Below are 15,380 nucleotides of genomic sequence, written 5' to 3' on the forward strand. Positions count from 1 at the left end.
ATGAACTGGGTGGCATGTACCGCGGTGAGAACCTGCAGATCGGCACCTACGACGGCAAGCCGCTGACCACTGAGCTGTCCGGCAACGTCGTCGACGTGTGCCCGGTCGGTGCGCTGACCAACAAGGTGTTCCAGTTCCGCGCCCGTCCGTGGGAACTGACCGCGCGCGAATCGCTGGGCTATCACGACGCGATGGGCTCGAACCTGTTCCTGCACGTGCGTCGCGGCGAAGTGCTGCGCGCGGTGCCGCGCGACAACGAGTCGGTCAACGAATGCTGGCTGTCCGATCGCGACCGCTACTCCCACCAGGGCCTGTACAGCGACGACCGTGCGGTCAAACCGCTGCGCAAGGTCAACGGCGAGTGGAAGGAAGTGAGCTGGGCTGAAGGCCTGGCCGCCGCCAAGGAGATCTTCGCCGCCCATCAGGGCGACGACCTCGGCGTGCTGGTGCACCCGTCGGCCTCCAACGAGGAAGGCGCGCTGCTGGCGCGACTGGCCAAGGGCCTGGGCACCCCCAACATCGACCACCGCATCAACAACCGCGACTTCTCCGACGCTGCCGTGGCCGAGGTGTTCGGCCTCCCGCTGGCCGAGATCGAAGGCGCGGACAGCATCGTCGTGCTCGGCAGCAACATCCGCCACGAGCTGCCGTTGCTGCACGCCCGCCTGCGCAAGGCACAGACCACGCGCAACGCGAAGATCCACGCGGTCAACCCGGTCGACTTCGACTTCGCCTTCAAGCTGGCCGGCAAGCAGATCGTTGCACCGTCGAAGTTCATCGACGCGCTGGGCAATGCCGAGCTGCGCGAGGCCGTGAAGGCTGCCAACAACGCCGTCCTCATCGTCGGCGCGATCGCCGAGAACCACCCGCAGGCCGCCGCCATCCGCGCCGCCGCGCGCGATTTCGCCGCCGCTACCGGTGCCAGGCTGTGCCGCATCCCGCAGGGCGCCAACGCCGTGGGCCTGGCCCGCGCCGGCGTGCTGCCGACCGGCAAGGACGTCAACGCCATGCTGGCCCAGCCGCGCAAGGCCTATGTCCTGTACGGCATCGAGCCGGGCCTGGACTTTGCCGACGCCGCTGCTGCCCGCAAGGCGCTGGCCGGTGCACAGGTGGTGGCCTTCAGCCAGTTCGCCTGCGCCTCGACCCGCGATGTGGCCGACGTGATCCTGCCGATCGGCGCACTGCCGGAAGTCGACGCCACCCTGACCAACCTCGATGGTCGCGAGCAGACGGCCCGTGCCGGCGGCAAGCTGCCGGGCGAGGCGCGTGAAGGCTGGCGCGTGCTGCGTGCGTTGGGCGGCGAGCTGTCGCTGGCCGGTTTCGAGTTCATCGATCTGGCCGGCCTGCGCGCCAGCCTCGCGCCGGTCAGCGTCACCGTTGCGCCGTCCGCCGCCGCGCCGGTCGCTGTGGAAGGCCTGGAAGTGGCCTCGACCGCCGCGATCTACCGCACCGATGCGGTGGTCCGTCGCGCCCAGGCGCTGCAGTCGCACCCGCTCAACAACGCGCCGCGCATCGTGCTCAACGCCGACGACGCAGCCCGCCTGCAGCTGGTTGAAGGGCAGATGGCCAAGGTCGGCACCGATGCCGGTCGCGCCACGCTGCCGGTGGTGGTCGACGCCCGCGTCGCCGCGGGGTCGGTCTGGATTGAATCGGGCCACGGTGCTACCGCGCCGCTGGGTGCCGCACGCGTAACGGTGGTGGCTGCATGAACGAATTGCTGTTGAACGCGGTCGACCCGCTGCACCAGTGGCTGCTGTCGCTGGGCGAGATCGGCGCGCTGGCCTGGATCATCCTGAAGATCCTAGTGATCACCATGCCGGTGATCATCTCGGTGGCCTTCTACGTGGTCTGGGAGCGCAAGCTGATCGGCTGGATGCACGTCCGCCACGGCCCGATGTACGTGGGCATGGGCATCTTCCAGGCCTTCGCCGACGTCTTCAAACTGCTGTTCAAGGAAATCATCCAGCCGGCCAGCTCGCACAAGGCCATGTTCGTGCTGGCACCGCTGATCACCCTGGCGCCGGCCTTCGCGGCGTGGTCGGTGATTCCCTTCGATGCGAAGATCGTGCTGTCCAATGCCAACGCCGGCCTGCTGTATCTGCTGGCGATGACCTCGCTGGGCGTGTACGGCATCATCCTCGCCGGTTGGGCCTCCAACTCGAAGTACGCCTTCCTGGGTGCGATGCGCGCCTCGGCGCAGATGATCAGCTACGAAATCGCGATGGGCTTTGCCCTGGTCGGTGTGATGATCGCCTCGGGCAGCCTCAACCTGAGCAACATCGTGCTGGCCCAGGCCGGCAACGCCGGTCTGTTCGACTGGTTCCTGCTGCCGCTGTTCCCGCTGTTCGTCGTGTACTGGGTGTCCGGCGTGGCCGAAACCAATCGCGCGCCGTTCGACGTGGTGGAAGGCGAGTCGGAAATCGTCGCCGGCCACATGGTCGAGTACTCCGGTGGTGCGTTCGCGCTGTTCTTCCTGGCCGAATACGCCAACATGATCCTGATCAGCTTCCTGATCTCGATCTTCTTCCTCGGCGGCTGGCTGAGCCCGATCCAGGGCTGGGTCACTGCGGACATCTCCCCGTGGATCGACTGGATCTGGAAGGGCGGCTGGCCGTGGCTGCTGCTGAAGGTGTTCTTCTTCGCCAGCTCGTACATCTGGTTCCGTGCCAGCTTCCCGCGCTTCCGTTACGACCAGATCATGCGTCTGGGCTGGAAGGTCTTCATCCCGCTCACCATCGCGTGGATTGCAGTGACGGCGTTGATGGTGTTCTACGGCGTGATCCAGAAGGGCGTCTAAGTGATGAATCGAATTACCCATTACTTCAAAAGCCTGCTGCTCCTCGAGCTGCTCGGGGGGCTGTGGCTGACCCTGAAGTACGCGTTCAAGCCGAAGTACACCCTGATGTACCCGATGGAGAAGTTCCCGCAGTCGCCGCGTTTCCGCGGCCTGCACGCGCTGCGCCGTTACCCCAACGGCGAAGAGCGCTGCATCGCATGCAAGCTGTGCGAAGCGGTGTGCCCGGCGTTGGCGATCACCATCGACTCGGCCAAGCGCGAGGACGGCACCCGCCGCACCACCCGCTACGACATCGATCTGTTCAAGTGCATCTTCTGCGGCTTCTGTGAGGAAAGCTGCCCGGTGGACTCGATCGTCGAGACCCACATCCTCGAGTACCACTTCGAGAATCGTGGCGAGAACATCGTTACCAAGCCGCAGCTGCTGGCCATCGGTGATCGGCTTGAAGCCGAGATCGCCGAGCGTCGCGCCGCCGATGCCGCTTTCCGCTGAGGTCGAATGATGGATTGGGTAAATATCGCTTTCTGGGTCTTCTCCATCGTGGCGGGCATCTCCGCTGCGGCGGTGATCAGCGTGCGCAATCCGGTGTATGCCGTGTTGTGCCTGATCCTGACCTTCTTCTCCGTGGCCTGCATCTGGATTCTGGTGGGCGCCGAGTTCCTGGGCGTGGCCCTGGTGCTGGTGTACGTCGGCGCGGTCATGGTGTTGTTCCTGTTCGTGGTGATGATGCTGGACATCGACGCCTCCAACCTGCGTGAGGGCTGGGTGCGTTACCTGCCGATCGGGCTGGTGGTCGCGGTGACCATGCTGGTGCAGATGCTGGTGCTGATCGGGGTGAAGGGCAGGGCGGTCAATCCGTTCCCGGCCGACAACGCCGCCGCGCTGGCCGCCGACACCTCCAACATCACCTGGCTGGCCCGCAGCCTGTTCACCGAGTACCTGCTGCCGTTCGAGTTCGCTGCCGTCATCCTTACCGTGGCCGTGGTTGCCGCCGTGATGCTGACTCTGCGTCGTCGCAGCGGCCTGAAGACCCAGAACCCGTCCCTGCAGACGATGGTGAAGGGCAGCGATCGCCTGCGCATCGTCAAGATGGACGCGGAAAAGCCGCTGGTGCACACCGTTACCAAGCCGTCGAGCGACGAGGAGGCCAAGCCATGATTACCCTCGGCCATATTCTGGCGCTGGGCGCGCTGCTGTTCTGCATCAGCCTTGCCGGCATCTTCCTCAACCGCAAGAACATCATCGTGCTGTTGATGTCGGTCGAGCTGATGCTGCTGTCGGTCAACATCAATTTCGTCGGGTTCTCGCGGGAACTGGGTGACACGGCCGGACAGCTGTTCGTCTTCTTCATCCTCACCGTGGCCGCGGCCGAGGCCGCCATCGGCCTCGCGATCCTGGTAACCCTGTTCCGTAACCGCCGCACCATCAATGTCGGCGAAGTCGATTCGCTGAAGGGCTGATCCGTAGATGGAAATCACTCTCTCCAAGAGTCTGTTGATCGCAGTGGTGCTTGCACCGCTGTTCGGCAGCATCATCGCTGGCCTGTTCGGTCGCCAGGTGGGTCGCGCTGGCGCGCAGGCGGTCACGATCCTCGGCGTCGCAGTGAGCTGCGTCCTTTCCAGCTATGTCCTGTACATGCTGCTGTGGGGCGGCGCCCAGCCGTACAACGAAAACGTCTACACGTTCTTCGAAGTGGGCCGCTATTCCGCCCATGTCGGCTTCATGGTCGACAAGCTGACCGCCATGATGATGGTCGTGGTGACCTTCGTGTCGTTCCTGGTGCACGTGTACACCATCGGCTACATGCAGGATGACCCGGGCTACCAGCGGTTCTTCAGCTACATCTCGCTGTTCACCTTCTCGATGCTCACCCTGGTGATGAGCAACAACTTCCTGCAGCTGTTCTTCGGCTGGGAAGCGGTGGGTCTGGTGTCGTACCTGCTGATCGGCTTCTGGTTCAAGCGCCCGACGGCGATCTTCGCCAACATGAAGGCGTTCCTGGTCAACCGCGTCGGCGACTTCGGCTTCATCCTCGGCATCGCCGGTGTGATGTGGGTGTTCGGCACCCTGGACTACGCCACGGTGTTCGCCAATGCCCCGCTGCTGGCACAGCCGGAGATGGCGCTGCAGGTATGGTCGGGTTCGATCAGCCTGTTCGGCCAGAGCTACCAGCTGATGAACGAGCCGGTCATCTGGTCGATCGCCACCATCATCTGCATCTGCCTGTTCATCGGTGCGATGGGCAAGTCGGCCCAGGTGCCGCTGCACGTCTGGCTGCCGGACTCTATGGAAGGCCCGACCCCGATCTCGGCGCTGATCCATGCCGCCACGATGGTCACGGCGGGCATCTTCATGGTCACCCGCATGTCGCCGCTGTTCGAGCTGTCGCAGACCGCGCTGAACTTCGTGCTGTTCATCGGTGCCACCACCGCGTTCTTCACCGGCCTGATCGGCATCGTGCAGAACGACATCAAGCGCGTTGTCGCGTACTCCACGCTGTCCCAGCTGGGCTACATGACCGTGGCGCTGGGCGTGTCGGCTTACTCGGCCGCCGTGTTCCATCTGATGACCCACGCCTTCTTCAAGGCGCTGCTGTTCCTCGGCGCGGGTTCGGTGATCATCGCCATGCACCACGAGCAGGACATGCGCAGGATGGGCGGGCTGCGCAAGTACCTGCCGGTCACGTTCGTGACCATGTGGATCGGCACCCTGGCCCTGGTCGGTACGCCGTTCTTCTCCGGCTTCTACTCCAAGGACACCATCATCGAGGCCGCGCAGCACCACGCGCACGTGTCGTCGAGCTGGGTGGCGACCTACGGTTACTGGGCGGTGCTGGGTGGCGTGATCGTCACCAGCTTCTACAGCTTCCGTCTGCTGTTCCTGACCTTCCACGGCAAGGAACGCTTCCGCGATGCGCATGACGACCACGGTCACGGCCATGACGATCATCATGCGGCCCATGCCGACCATCACGCTGCCGCCGACGCGCACGCTGCCGATGCACACCATGACGACCACGGTCACGGCCACGGTCCGCACGAGCCGCACGAGGCTCCGTGGGTGGTCACGCTGCCGCTGATCCTGCTGGCGATTCCCTCGATCGTGATCGGCTTCTTCAGCATCGGTCCGATGCTGTACGGCACCGGCTGGTCGGGCGACCACGCCGAGCATGCCATCCCGGGCCAGGTGCATTCGTTCTTCACCGGCATCGTCGACTTCTACAACCCGGCGCGCGACACCATCGGTGCGCTGGCCGAAGAGTTCCACGGTCCGGTCGCCTTCGCGATCCACGGCATGATGGCGCCTGCGTTCTTCCTGACCGTGGCCGGTTTCCTGCTGGCGGTGCTGTTCTACCTGTGGAAGCCGGAGCTGGCGGGCAAGGCCCGCACGACCTTCGCGCCGCTGGTGTCGGTGCTGGAGAACAAGTACGGTTTCGACAAGCTCTGGATCGGCGGTTTCGCCGGTGGCGGCATCAAGCTGGGCAAGGTTTCGCGCGCGATCGACACGAATGTCGTCGATGGTGTGGTGGTCAACGGTTCGGCACGCCTGATCGATCTGGCGGCCAACCTGCTGCGTCGCACCCAATCCGGTTTCCTCTATCACTACGCCTTCGCGATGATCATCGGCCTGATTGCCCTCCTGGGCGTCCTGATGCATTACCTGCGTTGATGACCTGTACGGAATAAGAAGACGTGTCGAACTGGCCCCTACTCAGTGTTCTCATCTGGCTGCCGATCATCGGCGGTGCCCTGATCCTTGCCATCCGTGACGCCCAAACCGCCCGCTGGGCGTCGCTGGGCGTGGCGGTGCTGACCTTCGTGGCCAGCCTGTCGCTGCTCAGCGGCTACGACGTGGCCAACGACGCGCTGCAGTTCGTCGAAACCCGCGCCTGGATCCCGTCCTACAAGATCGGCTACAACCTTGGCGTCGACGGCATCGCCATCGCGCTGATCCTGTTGACCACGCTGGTCTCGGTGCTCGCGCTGATCGGTGCCTGGAGCGCGATCGACAAGCGCGTCAACCAGTACGTGGCCGCCTTCCTGATCCTGGAAGGCGTCACGGTCGGCATCTTCGCCGCGACCGACGCGATGCTGTTCTACGTGTTCTTCGAAGCGATGCTGATCCCGATGTTCCTGATCATCGGCGTCTGGGGCGGCCCGCGTCGCATCTACGCGGCGATGAAGTTCTTCCTGTACACCTTCCTCGGCTCGGTGCTGATGCTGGTGGCGCTGATCTACCTGTACCTGAAGGGCGGCAGCTTCCAGCTGGCCGACCTGTACCAGCTGCAGCTGTCGGCTGCCGAGCAGACCTGGATCTTCTTCGCCTTCCTGATCGCCTTCGCGGTCAAGGTGCCGATGTTCCCGGTGCACACCTGGCTGCCGGATGCCCACGTGGAAGCGCCGACCGCCGGTTCGGTGATCCTGGCCGCCATCGCGCTGAAGATTGGCGGGTACGGTTTCCTCCGCTTCAACCTGCCGATCGTCCCGGACGCGTCGCAGGAATGGGCGTGGCTGGTCATCGCCCTGTCGCTGATCGCCGTGATCTACGTCGGCCTGGTTGCCCTGGTGCAGGACGACATGAAGAAGCTGATCGCGTATTCGTCGATCGCGCACATGGGCTTTGTCACGCTGGGCACCTTCATCGCCCTGTGGCTGGTGCGCGACGCCGGCAACCCGGACGCCGCGCGTCTGGGCCTGCAGGGCGCGATGGTGCAGATGGTCTCGCACGGTTTCGTGTCGGGTGCGATGTTCTCCTGCGTCGGCGTCCTGTACGACCGCATGCACAGCCGCCGCATCGCCGATTACGGCGGCGTGGTCAACGTGATGCCGTGGTTCGCCACCTTTGCCATGCTGTTCTTCATGGCCAATGCGGGCCTGCCGGGTACCAGCGGTTTCGTCGGCGAGTTCATGATCATCATGGCCAGTTTCCAGCGCAATCCGTGGCTGGCACTGGGCGCGGCCACCACGTTGGTGATCACCGCGGCCTATACGCTGTGGCTGTACAAGCGCGTGTTCTTCGGTGAAGTGGCCAATGCCCATGTCGCCGAACTGAAGGACATCAACGGTCGCGAGTGGCTGGTGCTGGGTGTGTTTGCCGTGGGCACGCTTGCCCTGGGCCTGTACCCCAAGCCGCTGACCGACCTGATGGAGCCCTCGATCGCGAAGCTGGCGATGCAGATCGCATCCAGCAAGCTGCTGTAATCGGGCCGTCGAGAGTATTGATTCCAGGATTTGATGATGACCACCTCGCCGCTGTTGCCACTGACCGCCGCCGACCTGCCGCCGCTCGCTCCCGAGCTGGTGCTGATTGGCAGCGCCTTCACCTTGTTGATCCTGGATCTGTTCATCAGCGAAAAGAACAAGATCTGGACCCACCTGTTCTCGGTCGCCGCGCTGGGCGTGGTGCTGTTCATGCTCGCCACCGGCGTGGGCGGGCAGGGCGAGGTGTTCCACGGCATGTTTGTCCGCGACACCGCGGCCGACGTGATGAAGACCGTGATCGTGCTCTGCAGTGGCCTGACCCTGGTCTACGGCTGGAGCTACCTGCGCGAGCGCAAGCTGTTCCAGGGTGAGATTCCGGTGCTGATCCTGTTCGGCACCGCCGGCATGATGATCCTGGTCTCGGCGGGCAGCCTGCTGATGGTCTACCTGGGCCTGGAACTGCTGGCGCTGTGCTCCTACGCACTGGTGGCCAGCAACCGTGAGAACGGCCTGGCCTCCGAAGCGGCGATGAAGTACATCGTGCTGGGCTCGCTGGCCTCCGGTCTGCTGCTGTACGGCATGTCGCTGATCTACGGTGCCACCGGCTCGCTGCACCTGGACGTGATCCACGCGGCGATTCCGCATTCGGAAGAGAAGATGCTGCTGCTGACCGGCGCGGTCTTCATGATTGCCGGCGTGGCGTTCAAGCTGGGCGCGGCCCCGTTCCACATGTGGCTGCCCGACGTGTACCAGGGCGCTCCGGCCCCGGTCGCGCTGTTCATCAGCTCGGCCCCGAAGCTGGCCGCGTTCGGCATGGCCTACCGTCTGCTGGAAGTGGGCGTGGGCCCGCTGTCCGACGAGTGGAAGTACCTGATCGGTGGCCTGGCCGCACTGTCGCTGGTGGTCGGCAACCTGATGGCGATCGCCCAGACCAACCTCAAGCGCATGCTGGCGTACTCGACCGTGTCGCACATCGGCTTCCTGCTGCTCGGCATCGCCGGCGGTGGCGAGGAGGGCTACGCGGCGGCGCTGTTCTATGCCCTGAGCTACGCGATCATGTCGACCGCCGGCTTCGGCGCGATCATCGCGCTGTCCCGCAGCGGCTTCGAGGCCGAGAACATCAATGACTTCAAGGGTCTGAACGCGCGCAACCCGTGGATGGCCGGCCTGGTGCTGTGCATCATGGCGTCGATGGCCGGCATTCCTCCGTTCCTGGGCTTCTGGACCAAGTTGGCCGTGCTAGGCGCAGCGATCAACGGTGGCATGCTGTGGCTGGCGATCCTGGGTGTGTTGTGCGCGGTGGTGGGCTGCTTCTATTACCTGCGCGTCATCAAGGTCATGTACTTCGATGAGCCGGTGGGCGAGCCGCTGCCGGCCAACAACGACCGTGTGCTGGGCGTGGTGCTGGGCGTGAATGCCTTGGCGCTGCTGGCGCTCGGCCTGGCCTGGAACCCGATCATGGTCTGGTGCCAGCAGGCATTTGCACATCTTGCGTAAAAAACGATACAAAACTGCGCAATTAGTGTAATATTCGTTTCCTGAGTTGTTGATGCAGCGGTTTCGCCAGAATATCGTTGCGGTAGGTTCCCGTTCTTGGTGACCAGCCAACTCATCCGCTACTGCTGCGGGGTGGAGCAGTCTGGCAGCTCGTCGGGCTCATAACCCGAAGGTCGCAGGTTCAAATCCTGCCCCCGCTACCATATCGACCCGGTGAGAATCGGGTGGTGGACGAATCAGGCGATCCCGGCAACGAGGTCGCCTTTTTCGTTGCAGGGATCGGCAGCGATGCCCTGGTGTTTTAAAAGGGGTTGCGCGGGAGTGAAAACTCCCTTACAATTTCGCTTCTGCTGCGGGGTGGAGCAGTCTGGCAGCTCGTCGGGCTCATAACCCGAAGGTCGCAGGTTCAAATCCTGCCCCCGCTACCACAGAAAATCTGCAGTGCAGGTGCAGTAGACGAAAAAGCGATTCCGGGAACGGGGTCGCTTTTTTCGTTGCTGGAATCCGCTTCTTTGGGGCGGCACAGGGGCGCAGGAGCCGGACGGGTGCGTCGATGACCCGAGGCCGGCTGTGCATCGACCTTCTTTCGTCTGTTGCCCGGTTCAGGTTCCGCAATGGCCACCCTGCAACCGCCCCAGGCCATTGCACCAGCGCGGTGCACCGGCTATCATCAGTGGCTTGGCGGACTGTTCATGCGCATCCTTTCAACGGACGTGAATGTGGCCCGCTACCGGCTTCCAGGAACGGCACCCTGTAACCAGGTCGCCGTGACCCCCCGGAAGGCTGGGCTCGCAGGAACATGCACCGCGTGTGTTCCCGCTACCGGAATCCAGCATGACCGGAGTTGTACCGGACAAGGGGCCCAGCGGGCCCTTTGTTGTTTCCGGAATGTGGCCAGGGGTGTTGGGCCGGCGCGACTGGCCACGCCAGTATCTCTTTCAACGAATCAAGGCAGACTGTGAGCGACAAGGCAACCGAAATCGCGAATCTGCTCGCCCCCACCGTTCAGTCGCTGGGTCTCGAGCTGCTGGGCGTGGAGTATCTGACTGCCCCGGGCGGTGCGACCCTGCGCCTGTACATCGACGTGCCGCTGGCCGAACAGCCTGAGCGCGTCGTCAACATCGACGACTGCGAGCGCGTCAGCCGTGAAGTGTCCGCGCAGCTGGACGTGGAAGACCCGATCAGCGCCAACTACACGCTGGAAGTCTCCTCGCCGGGCGTGGATCGTCCGTTGTTCACGGGTGAGCAGTTCGAACGCGCCATCGGCGAATCCGCCAAGGTGACGCTGAAGCTGCCGCAGGACGGCCGTCGCCGTCTGCAGGGCGAGATTCTCGCCGTGGATCTGGAACAGGGTACGGTCACCTTCAAGGTCGACAATGCCCCGTTCACCGCCGATGTCGAGAACATCGACAAGGCACGCATCATGCCGGACTGGGCCGCCCTCGGCCTCGCTCCGACCAAACCGACTGGCCCGGCGCCCAAGCAGGGTGGCAAGGCGAACAAGAAACCATCCAACGAGCCGGCGGCCAAGAAGCCGCGCGCGGAGTGAGCCAATGAGCAAGGAACTTTTGCTGGTAGTGGATGCGGTCGCCAATGAAAAGGGCGTTCCGCGTGAAGTGATCTTCGAGGCCATCGAGGCTGCACTGGCGTCGGCCGCGAAGAAGCGTTATCCGGACCAGGAAGTGCTGGCCCGTGTGTCGATCGACCACAAGGACGGCAACTACGAAACCTTCCGCCGCTGGGAAGTGGTGGCCGATGACGTGGTGATGGAGTCCCCGGATCGCCAGATCCGCCTGATGGATGCCATCGACGAAGCCGACGGCGTTGAAGTCGGCGACTACATCGAAGAGCAGATCGAGAACCCGGACTTCGGCCGTATCGCCGCACAGGCTGCCAAGCAGGTCATCGTCCAGCGCGTGCGCGAAGCCGAACGCCAGCAGGTCGTCGATGCGTGGAAGGATCGCGTTGGCGAGCTGGTCACCGGTGTGGTCAAGCGCGCCGAGCGCGGCAACATCTATGTGGACCTGGGCGGCAACGCCGAGGCCTTCATTCCGAAGGACAAGGGCATTCCGCGCGACGTGCTGCGCGCTGGCGACCGCGTGCGCGGTTACCTGGCCGAGGTCCGTTCGGAACCGCGTGGCCCGCAGCTGTTCATCAGCCGCGCCGCGCCGGAATTCATGATCGAGCTGTTCAAGCTCGAAGTGCCGGAAGTCGGCCAGGGCCTGGTCGAGATCAAGGCCTGCGCCCGCGATCCGGGCGACCGCGCCAAGATCGCCGTGCTGGCCCACGACGCGCGCACCGATCCGATCGGCGCCTGCATCGGCATGCGCGGTTCGCGCGTGCAGGCCGTGTCCAACGAGCTCAACGGTGAGCGCGTGGACATCGTGCTGTGGAACGAAAACCCCGCCAACTTCGTCATCAACGCGATGGCGCCGGCGGAAGTGCAGTCGATCATCGTCGATGAAGAAAAGCACTCGATGGACCTGGCCGTGGCGGAAGAGCGCCTGGCCCAGGCGATCGGCAAGGGCGGCCAGAACGTGCGCCTTGCCAGCCGCCTGACCGGTTGGCAGCTCAATGTGATGACCCAGGACCAGGTGACCGCCAAGTCCGAGGCAGAGCAGGGCGTTGCCCGCCAGCTGTTCATGGACAAGCTGGAAGTGGATGAAGAAATCGCCGCCATCCTGGTGACCGAAGGCTTCAACACCGTGGAAGAAATCGCCTACGTCCCGGTCGGCGAACTGCTGGCCGTGGAAGGCTTCGACGAAGACATCGTCGAAGAGCTGCGTGCCCGTGCCCGCGATGCGCTGCTCAACGAAGCGCTGGCGGTGGAAGAGGGTCTGGAAGATGGTTCGCCGTCCGAAGACCTGCTCGCCCTGGAAGGCATGGACGAGGCGACTGCCTACGCCCTGGCCGGTCATGGCGTGCGAACCAGTGAGGACCTGTCGGACCTGGCCGCCGACGAGATCCTCGAGTTCGGTATCGAGGACCTGGACCAGGAGCGCGCCGCCGCTCTGATCCTGGCCGCCCGAGCCGAGGAGATCGCCCGCTTGGAGCGCGGCGAATGAGCCAGCGATGAACAGTGCCCTGACCCGATCAGGGCTTAGACTCCGCGCTGCCTTCGCACGTTTCGAGGGAGCGCCAACCAGATCATAGGATCCGAATGTCGCAGCAAACCACCATCCGCAAGCTTGCCGAACTGGTCAACACTCCGGTCGATAAACTGCTTGTACAGCTTGCCGAAGCCGGCATGAAGTTCAGCGGTCCCGACCAGGTCGTGACCAGCACCGAGAAAGTGAAGCTCCTGGGCTTCCTTCGTCGTTCGCACGGCAAGACCGAGCAGCCCGTCGAGAGCACCGACGAGGCCGCCAAGAAGATCACCCTCAACCGTCGCAAGTTGCAGGAAGTGACCGTCAGCGCCGGCCGCAGCAAGACCACCGTCAATGTTGAAGTGCGCCAGAAGCGCACCTACACCAAGGACAGCAGTGGCAAGGCGATGACGCCGGATGAGGAGCGCGCCGACATCCTGCGCAAGCTGGAGGAATCCCGCCAGCGCAATCTGGACGAGCAGCGCGCACTGGCCGAGAAGGACCGTGCGCGCGACGAAGAAATCGCCCGCAAGCGTCAGGAAGAAATCGACGCCAAGGAACGTGCCGAAGCCGAGCGCAAGGCGGCCGAAGCCGCTGCCGAAGCGGCCAGGAATGCACCGCCCGCACCGGCCCCGGCTGCAGCCAAGCCTGCCGCCGCCGATGCGCCGGCCCGTGGTCCGCGTCCGTCCGCTCCGTCGGCTGCGCGTCCGGCACCGCGTGCGGACGACCGCAACTCGAACAACAACAATCGCCCGGGCGCCAAGCGCGACGACGATGGCGGCAACCGCTTTGCCGGCCAGCTGCATCTGTCGGCCGCCGATCGTGCCCGCCGCGGCAACAACAGCAACTCGCGCGGTCGTCCGACCGGGCGCGTGCAGCACGGTGGCCGTCGCGACAGCAACCAGTCGCGCAGCGGCGGTGGTGCACATGGTTTCGAACGTCCGGTCGCCCCGATCGTGCGTGACGTCACCATCGGCGACACCATCACCGTGGCCGATCTGGCCCAGAAGCTGGCGGTCAAGGGCGGCGACGTGGTCAAGGCGCTGTTCAAGATGGGCGTCATGGCGACCATCACCCAGACCATCGACCACGATACCGCTGCGCTGGTGACCGAGGAACTCGGCCACAACGTGATCCGTGCCAACACCAACGACGCCGAGGACGCGCTGCTGGCGCTGGCCGGCGGCAACCAGGGCGAGCCGGTGGCACGTCCGCCGGTGGTCACCATCATGGGCCACGTCGACCACGGCAAGACCTCGCTGCTGGATTACATCCGCCGCACCAAGGTCGCCACGGGCGAAGCCGGTGGCATCACCCAGCACATCGGTGCTTACCACGTTGAAACGCCGAAGGGCGTGATCAGCTTCCTGGATACCCCGGGCCACGCGGCGTTTACGTCCATGCGTGCCCGCGGTGCCAAGCTGACCGACATCGTGGTGCTGGTGGTGGCGGCCGACGACGGTGTCATGCCGCAGACCAAGGAAGCCATCCAGCACGCCCGTTCGGCGGGTGTGCCGTTGATCGTGGCGATCAACAAGATCGACAAGTCCGGCGCCGATCCGATGCGTGTCAAGAACGAGCTGCTCACCGAGCAGGTCGTGTCCGAAGACTTCGGTGGCGACACCCAGATGGTCGAGATTTCGGCCAAGGCGGGCCTGGGCATCGACGACCTGCTCGACGCGATTTCGATCCAGGCCGAACTGCTGGAGCTGAAGGCCGTGGCCGATGGCCGCGCCAGCGGCGTGGTCATCGAGTCCTCGCTGGACAAGGGTCGTGGCCCGATCGCCACCGTGCTGGTGCAGCAGGGTTCGCTGAAGAAGGGCGACTACCTGGTCTGCGGTATCCAGTATGGCCGCGTGCGCGCCCTGTTCGACGAAACCGGCAAGCAGCCGGACCAGGCGGGTCCGTCGATTCCGGTGCAGGTGCTGGGTCTGTCCGGCGTGCCGGATGCAGGCGACGACTTCGTCGTGGTCGAGGACGAGCGTCTGGCCAAGGACGTCGCGCAGCAGCGCGAAACCAAGCGCCGTGAATCGCGCCTGGTGCAGTCGGCCGGCAGCCGCATGGAAGACATCATGGCGACCCTGGGCAAGGGCGATGGCCAGCAGGTGCTGAACCTGGTGATCAAGGCCGACGTGCAGGGTTCGGTGCAGGCGCTGAGCCAGGCACTGGTGGCGCTGTCCAACGAAGACATCCGCATCAACGTGATCCACTCCGGTGTGGGCGGCATCACCGAGTCGGACGCCAACTCGGCGGTCGCTTCGAAGGCCACCGTGATCGGCTTCAACGTGCGTGCCGACGCCTCCGCGCGTCGCATCATCGAATCCAACGGTGTGGACCTGCGTTACTTCTCGATCATCTATGACGTGATCGATCAGGTGAAGCAGGTGGCGTCCGGTCTGCTCGGCGTGGAAATCCGCGAAGAGATCATCGGTATCGCCCAGGTGCGCGACGTGTTCCGCAGTTCCAAGTTCGGTGCGGTGGCCGGTTGCATGGTCATCGAAGGTACGGTCAAGCGCAGCAAGCCGATCCGCGTCCTGCGCGACAGCGTGGTGGTGTTCGAAGGCGAGCTGGAATCGCTGCGTCGCTTCAAGGAGAACGTCGAGGAAGTCCGCAACGGTACCGAATGCGGTATCGGCGTGAAGGCTTACAACGACGTCAAGCCGGGCGACCAGATCGAGTGCTTCGAGCGTATCGAAGTGCCGCGTACCCTGTAATGGGGAACAGGGCCCGGCCAACGGTCGGGCCCTGTCAAATTTCCGGGTGGCGACCGTGGGTCGTGACCCGCTTATCCGAACATTG

General features: G+C 64.4%; 11 protein-coding genes and 2 tRNA genes. All 13 read left to right on the plus strand.

Features of this window, described 5'->3' with window-relative positions; all coding sequences use genetic code 11:
* Window positions 1–1,709: molybdopterin-dependent oxidoreductase (locus tag ACPEH8_RS05385; protein WP_423666231.1), on the plus strand; the 1,709-nt coding region annotated here is incomplete at its 5' end.
* On the plus strand, window positions 1,706–2,797 hold the full coding sequence (nuoH, locus tag ACPEH8_RS05390) for an NADH-quinone oxidoreductase subunit NuoH (protein WP_017355929.1): 1,092 nt from the start codon (window positions 1,706–1,708) through the stop codon (window positions 2,795–2,797). The genes ACPEH8_RS05385 and nuoH, both read left to right, overlap by 4 nt.
* Before the next feature lie 3 nt (window positions 2,798–2,800).
* The gene (nuoI, locus tag ACPEH8_RS05395; RefSeq protein ID WP_017355930.1) at window positions 2,801–3,289 is read left to right on the plus strand and encodes an NADH-quinone oxidoreductase subunit NuoI; all 489 of its coding nucleotides are present in this window, start codon (window positions 2,801–2,803) and stop codon (window positions 3,287–3,289) included.
* Window positions 3,290–3,295: 6 nt separating this feature from the next.
* Window positions 3,296–3,955: an NADH-quinone oxidoreductase subunit J gene (locus ACPEH8_RS05400; RefSeq protein WP_017355931.1), complete on the plus strand. Its 660-nt coding sequence runs from the start codon at window positions 3,296–3,298 to the stop codon at window positions 3,953–3,955.
* The gene (gene nuoK, locus ACPEH8_RS05405) at window positions 3,952–4,257 is read left to right on the plus strand and encodes an NADH-quinone oxidoreductase subunit NuoK (protein ID WP_017355932.1); all 306 of its coding nucleotides are present in this window, start codon (window positions 3,952–3,954) and stop codon (window positions 4,255–4,257) included. Before ACPEH8_RS05400 ends, nuoK begins: the two co-directional genes overlap by 4 nt.
* Window positions 4,258–4,264: 7 nt before the next feature.
* Window positions 4,265–6,466: an NADH-quinone oxidoreductase subunit L gene (gene nuoL, locus ACPEH8_RS05410; protein ID WP_136003218.1), complete on the plus strand. Its 2,202-nt coding sequence runs from the start codon at window positions 4,265–4,267 to the stop codon at window positions 6,464–6,466.
* 23 nt (window positions 6,467–6,489) lie between these two features.
* Window positions 6,490–7,998 (plus strand): NADH-quinone oxidoreductase subunit M, encoded by a 1,509-nt coding sequence (locus tag ACPEH8_RS05415; RefSeq protein WP_017355934.1) that lies wholly within the window; start codon window positions 6,490–6,492, stop codon window positions 7,996–7,998.
* A 36-nt stretch (window positions 7,999–8,034) separates the two neighbouring features.
* Complete coding sequence (nuoN, locus tag ACPEH8_RS05420) at window positions 8,035–9,495, plus strand: NADH-quinone oxidoreductase subunit NuoN (RefSeq protein WP_153165180.1); 1,461 nt, start codon at window positions 8,035–8,037, stop codon at window positions 9,493–9,495.
* A gap of 126 nt (window positions 9,496–9,621) precedes the next feature.
* Window positions 9,622–9,698, plus strand: a tRNA-Met gene (locus ACPEH8_RS05425).
* Window positions 9,699–9,846: 148 nt separating this feature from the next.
* Window positions 9,847–9,923 (plus strand) — tRNA-Met (locus ACPEH8_RS05430).
* Between the two features lie 530 nt (window positions 9,924–10,453).
* Window positions 10,454–11,044, plus strand: a complete 591-nt coding sequence (rimP, locus tag ACPEH8_RS05435) for a ribosome maturation factor RimP (RefSeq protein ID WP_136003219.1) — start codon at window positions 10,454–10,456, stop codon at window positions 11,042–11,044.
* Window positions 11,045–11,048: 4 nt separating this feature from the next.
* The gene (nusA, locus tag ACPEH8_RS05440; RefSeq protein ID WP_017355937.1) at window positions 11,049–12,560 is read left to right on the plus strand and encodes a transcription termination factor NusA; all 1,512 of its coding nucleotides are present in this window, start codon (window positions 11,049–11,051) and stop codon (window positions 12,558–12,560) included.
* 95 nt (window positions 12,561–12,655) lie between these two features.
* Entirely contained in the window at window positions 12,656–15,295 is a 2,640-nt protein-coding gene (infB, locus tag ACPEH8_RS05445) for a translation initiation factor IF-2 (protein ID WP_017355938.1), read from the plus strand.
* Window positions 15,296–15,380: the final 85 nt, after the last annotated feature.

The organism is Stenotrophomonas sp. NPDC077461 (genome assembly GCF_049545475.1).
Classification (GTDB): Bacteria; Pseudomonadota; Gammaproteobacteria; order Xanthomonadales; family Xanthomonadaceae; genus Stenotrophomonas; species Stenotrophomonas nematodicola.

Bases quoted from the DNA above. Each gene is read 5' to 3' on its own strand.
- nuoK (WP_017355932.1), top strand. From the start codon at position 3,952: ATGATTACCCTCGGCCATATTCTGGCGCTGGGCGCGCTGCTGTTCTGC.
- nuoN (WP_153165180.1), top strand. From the start codon at position 8,035: ATGACCACCTCGCCGCTGTTGCCACTGACCGCCGCCGACCTGCCGCCG.
- infB (WP_017355938.1), top strand. From the start codon at position 12,656: ATGTCGCAGCAAACCACCATCCGCAAGCTTGCCGAACTGGTCAACACT.
- nuoI (WP_017355930.1), top strand. From the start codon at position 2,801: ATGAATCGAATTACCCATTACTTCAAAAGCCTGCTGCTCCTCGAGCTG.
- nuoL (WP_136003218.1), top strand. From the start codon at position 4,265: ATGGAAATCACTCTCTCCAAGAGTCTGTTGATCGCAGTGGTGCTTGCA.
- nusA (WP_017355937.1), top strand. From the start codon at position 11,049: ATGAGCAAGGAACTTTTGCTGGTAGTGGATGCGGTCGCCAATGAAAAG.
- ACPEH8_RS05400 (WP_017355931.1), top strand. From the start codon at position 3,296: ATGATGGATTGGGTAAATATCGCTTTCTGGGTCTTCTCCATCGTGGCG.
- nuoH (WP_017355929.1), top strand. From the start codon at position 1,706: ATGAACGAATTGCTGTTGAACGCGGTCGACCCGCTGCACCAGTGGCTG.